This window comes from Pseudomonas sp. K5002, from assembly GCF_013386655.1.
In the GTDB taxonomy this organism is placed as follows: Bacteria; Pseudomonadota; Gammaproteobacteria; order Pseudomonadales; family Pseudomonadaceae; genus Aquipseudomonas.
The window spans coordinates 1-4,647 of the sequence record NZ_JACARK010000035.1; the positions used below are offsets into that span (position 1 = coordinate 1).

The 4,647-nt window shown below is 61.3% G+C and carries 5 protein-coding genes; 3 read left to right on the forward strand and 2 right to left on the reverse strand.

Annotated elements, in window-relative coordinates; all coding sequences use genetic code 11:
• The coding region (locus HX846_RS01735) for a HAMP domain-containing protein (protein WP_178964841.1) at nt 1–868 on the reverse strand (868 nt) is incomplete at its 3' end.
• Nucleotides 846–1,529, reverse strand: coding sequence for a response regulator transcription factor (locus HX846_RS01740; protein WP_003219726.1), 684 nt, complete (start codon nt 1,527–1,529; stop codon nt 846–848). The genes HX846_RS01740 and HX846_RS01735, both read right to left, overlap by 23 nt.
• A 368-nt stretch (nt 1,530–1,897) precedes the next feature.
• Here HX846_RS01740 and HX846_RS01745 point away from each other — a divergent pair, with 368 nt between their 5' ends.
• From HX846_RS01745 to HX846_RS01755, 3 genes are all read left to right on the forward strand, one after another.
• Entirely contained in the window at nt 1,898–2,803 is a 906-nt protein-coding gene (locus HX846_RS01745; RefSeq protein WP_003219728.1) for a hypothetical protein, read from the forward strand.
• A gap of 297 nt (nt 2,804–3,100) precedes the next feature.
• Nucleotides 3,101–3,445, forward strand: coding sequence for a hypothetical protein (locus HX846_RS01750; RefSeq protein WP_177028787.1), 345 nt, complete (start codon nt 3,101–3,103; stop codon nt 3,443–3,445).
• Nucleotides 3,446–3,541: 96 nt separating this feature from the next.
• A partial coding sequence (locus tag HX846_RS01755) for a TolC family protein (protein ID WP_178964842.1) occupies nt 3,542–4,647 on the forward strand: 1,106 nt, incomplete at its 3' end.

A 4,647-nucleotide genomic window follows, 5' to 3' on the forward strand; every position in this document is an offset into this window, starting at 1 on the left:
CCATCAAGGTGTCGGTTTCGGCGATGGCCGCGTCCAGTTGCAGGGCGTGGGGCGCGTCCACATCGGCCTGCTGCTGGATCCGGTACAGCTGCGCCCGCAGGCGGGTCAGCGGGGTGCGCAGGTCGTGGGCGATGTTGTCGCACACGCCCTTGACCTCGTTCATCAGCTTCTCGATGCGGTCGAGCATCGCGTTGACGATGGCCGCCAGCATGTCCAGTTCGTCGCGTCGGTCAGACAACGGCAAGCGGTGGGTCAGGTCGCCGGCCACGATGGCTTCGGCGCTCGCCTGGATCCCGCGAATCCGTCGCAACGGACGCCGTCGCAGCAGGTGCCAGCCAGCCGCGCCGGGAATGATCGTCAGGGTGATCCCCCACAGCAAGGCGTGCAGGATGATCCGCGTCACGCCGAACAGCGAGCCGTTGGCCCGCACCAGGATCAGCCAGCGGCCGTCTTCGGTGTGGGTGGCTACGGCGTCGCAGCTGTCGCGCGGCAGTTTCGGGTCGTCGGAGTCGATGCAGTTGGCCAGGGCGTGGATGTGCCCGTCCATTGGCAGGTCGGGCGGTATCACGCGGATCGGGCCGCTGATGGGGTTGAACTGATTGTCGAACAGGCCGTAGGCGTCAACGCCCTTCATGTCGAAGGTCATGCTGGTGGTCAGGGCTTCCACCAGCTCTTCGCCGTCAAACCGCTGGAACAGGTGCTGGCGCTGCATCAGGGAGTGGCGCGAGAGGTCGCCCAGGTAACCGGACACCTCGTAGTACAGCACGCCCATGAGGATGCAGCTCCAGGCCACGAACAACGAACTGTAGAGCGCCAGCAGCCGGCTGCTGGAAGAGCGCCAGCCTTTAGAGGGGTTCAGCAATGACATACCCGGAACCTCGTACCGTGCGGATCAGCGGCGTGAGGCCCGGCGGGTCGATTTTTTTGCGCAGGCGACCGATGTGCACGTCGATCAGGTTGGTGCCCGGGTCGAAGTGATAACCCCAGACTTCCTCGAAGATCATCATCCGCGAGAGAATTTGCCCGGTGTTGCGCATCAGGAATTCCAGCAGTTTGTATTCGGTCGGCAACAGGCTCAAGGGCTGTTCGGCGCGGCTGGCTTCACGGCTGATCAGATTCAGTTCCAGATCCGCCACGCGCAAGGCAGTTTCAAACTCCTTGACCGTGCTTTTGCGCCGCAGCAGCACTTCGACGCGGGCGGCCATTTCGTCGGAGGCGAACGGTTTGGTCAGGTAGTCATCACCACCGGCCCGCAGGCCGCGTACCCGTTCATCCACATCGGAGAGGGCGCTGATCATCAGGATCGGCGTGGATACGCCGATAGTGCGCAGGGTGGTGACGATGGCCAGGCCATCCAGTTCCGGGAGCATGCGGTCGAGGGTGATCAGGTCGTAATCACCGCTGACGGCACGGACCAGGCCTTCGCGGCCATTGTCTACCCAGTCTACGTCCAGTCCATGGCTACTCAGCTCGGCAACGATCTCGCGGGCCGTTACGGCGTCGTCCTCGATGGTCAAAATGCGGGTCATAAGGATTACCTGGTGAGCGATTCACACTGAAGTGCGGGCATTTTGCCAAGAAATGATAGCCCGCTTCCTAAATAAAAATTTATGTAGGCACAAACGACACAATTCACCATAACCCGCTGAATCTGAACGAACGCTGTGTGTGTAGGATTTTTTGCATGCCATGGGGTGCGTACGGGTTATTTCCTACGAGGAATGCAATACGCCCGCCGCTCCAGGCCATTTCTTGCAAGTTGCATGGTTCAAATTAGTTCAACTTAATTAAGTTGTTGAAATATATGATGTTTTAATTTTAGAGCTTCTGGCACGTCGCCTGCACTGTCCCTTTTGAGACTTGTAACACTATTTTTCATGCCTGGAGCAAAACAACAATGATTACATCCTCATCCACGCTGCAAGAGTCGAGCACGCTCTCCGGGGTTTCCTGGGGCGCGATCTTTGCCGGGGCCGCTGCCGCGGCTGCGCTGTCCTTGATTCTGGTACTGCTGGGCTTCGGCCTGGGCTTTTCGGCGGTGTCGCCGTGGGCCGACAGTGGCATCAGCGCCAAAGGGCTTGGCATTTCTACCATTGTCTGGCTGGCGGTTACGCAAATCATCGCGTCGGGGATGGGCGGTTACATCGCCGGTCGCCTGCGGGTGAAATGGGCCAATATGCACGGCGATGAGGTGTACTTTCGCGACACCGCCCATGGCTTCCTGGCCTGGGCCGTGGCGACACTGGTGACGGCGGTGCTGATCGTCGGTTCGGTCAGCAGTGTGGTCAGCGGTGGTGTGAAGGCCGGTGCCAGTGTGGCCTCGGGTGCCGTCAGTGGCATGAGCCAGGTGGCTGGCGCTGCCTCCAAGGGCGAAGACTTTGGCTACTACGTCGACAGCCTGTTCCGTGATGATCGCCCGGCCGCCGTCAGTGATGACGCGGTGCATGGTGTGGTCGCTCGCATCTTCGCTCGTACCGTGAGCAACAATGGTCAGCTGGCACCTGAAGACCGTGCGTACCTTGCACAGTTGATCAGCCAGCGGACCAACCTCAGCCAGGCCGATGCCGAGGCGCGTGTTGACCAGGTCTATGGCCAGGCTCAAAAAGCCCTGGATGACGCCAAGTTGAAAGCCAAGCAGGCTGCCGACACGGCTGCAAAAGTGGCTGCCTACACGTCGCTGTGGACCTTCGTGGCGCTGTTGATCGGTGCGTTTTTTGCCAGCCTCGCTGCAACCTTTGGTGGTCGTCGCCGGGATGCCGTGGTGTATCTGGAAACCACTCCCCACACCACTTCCGTTCGTTAATTCAAGGAGAACGTCATGCGCTCATTACTGCTGTTTTTCCTCGGTGTGCCTATCCCGGTCATTATCCTGATCGCGATCTTCATGCACTGATCCTCAGGCTTGCTCGGTCCCCATGTGGGAGCGGGCTTGCTCGCGAAAGCGGTGTATCAGTCACATATGGATTGGCTGATACACCGCTTTCGCGAGCAAGCCCGCTCCCACATTTTGTTTTGTGTCGTTGCTGCATTCCGGGCGAAGGCGAAATCTCCGGATTTTGTTAATTGTTGCTTAACCGCCTTTTGGCTAAGCTCCCGTCCCATGAGCCGCTATCTGCGTTTTTTCCTGGTGCTGATGTTGAGTCTTGCGCTTCCCCTGACCGGGATGGCGGGTGTGCCGTCGAGCACCGAGCCGTGCCCGATGCAGATGTCCGACATGCAGATGATGAGCGACATGGCCCCTGACTGTTGCCAGGACGGCGCAGCCGCCGATCACAGCAAAAGCTGCAAGCCCGGCCAGGAGTGCAAGACCGGCGGCATGCTGCAATTGTCGATGCCGGTGCTCAAGGCCCCGGTGACTGCTTCCAATGCGCTGGTTGTCAGCGTCTCTTCTGATTTCATCCCCGACCGCACGCCGTCCGGCGTCTGGCGCCCGCCCCGTCGCTGAATCCTGTTGCACCTGAAGACTCGTCCCTGAACCGGGACGGCCTTGCTGTGGGCCGCGTAAAGCGGTGCGCAGCGCAACAGAACAGGACACTTCAAGATGAATTTCCTATGCGTGCGTGCCTTGGTGATGGGCGTGCTGGCGTGGCCGACGCTGGCGTCTGCGCTGACCCTGGATGAGGCCTTGCGCCTGGCGCAAAACAACGCGCCGTCGCTGACGGCTGAATCCTCCAAATTGCAGGCTGCCACTCAGGCGGCGATTCCGGCCGGCGAACTGCCGGACCCGAAACTGGTAGTAGGCCTGCAAAATTTCCCCGTTGGCGGGCCCAATCGCGGCACGTTGTATGGCGATGACATGACCGAGCAAATGATCGGCATCCAGCAACAAGTGCCCAGCCGCGACAAGCGCAAGGCACGGGTTGAGTTGGCGTCGGCCAGCGTGGACACGGCTGCCGCCGAAGGCCGGATCGAGCGCTTGAATGTGCGTCAGGCCACCGCCCAGGCGTGGATTCGCGCCTATGCGGTGGAGCGCAAAGAGGCACTGTTCAAGGACTTCTATCAGCAGAATCGCCTGCTGCAAGACACCGTGCGTGCGCAACTGGCCGGCGGTCGCGGGCAGCCTTCCGACGTCGTGATCCCGAAGCAGGAAGCGGCTGACCTGGCCGAGCGCGAGGATGAGCTGATCCAGCAACGCGCCCAGGCCCGGGCGGCCCTCAAGCGCTGGATCGGCCCGGCCGCCAGCGAAGCCCCCAGCGGGCAATTGCCGAACTGGAAAATCGACACCACCGGCTTCACCCACAACCTGCACCAGCACCCGGTTCTGCAAGCCTTTGCACCGCGCACCCGCGAGGCCGAAGCCCGGCTGAACGAGGCCAGGGCGCAAAAGACCTCGGACTGGAGTTGGGAAGTGGACTACCAGCACCGAGGCCGTGAGTACGGGGACATGGTCAGCCTGCAATTCACCTTCGATTTGCCGATCTTCCCCGGTCGCCGACAAAACCCCGGTATCGCCGCCAAGCAGGCCGAACTCGACCAACTGGACGCCGAACGCGAAGCCAAGACCCGTGAACATACCCAGGAACTCGAAGACGACCTGGCCAACTACCAGCGCCTGGACCGCGCCGTGCAGCGCAGCCAGGACAGCCTGGTGCCGCTGGCCGAGGAGAAAGTGTCGCTGAGCCTGGCGGGGTATCGCGCGGGCAAGGG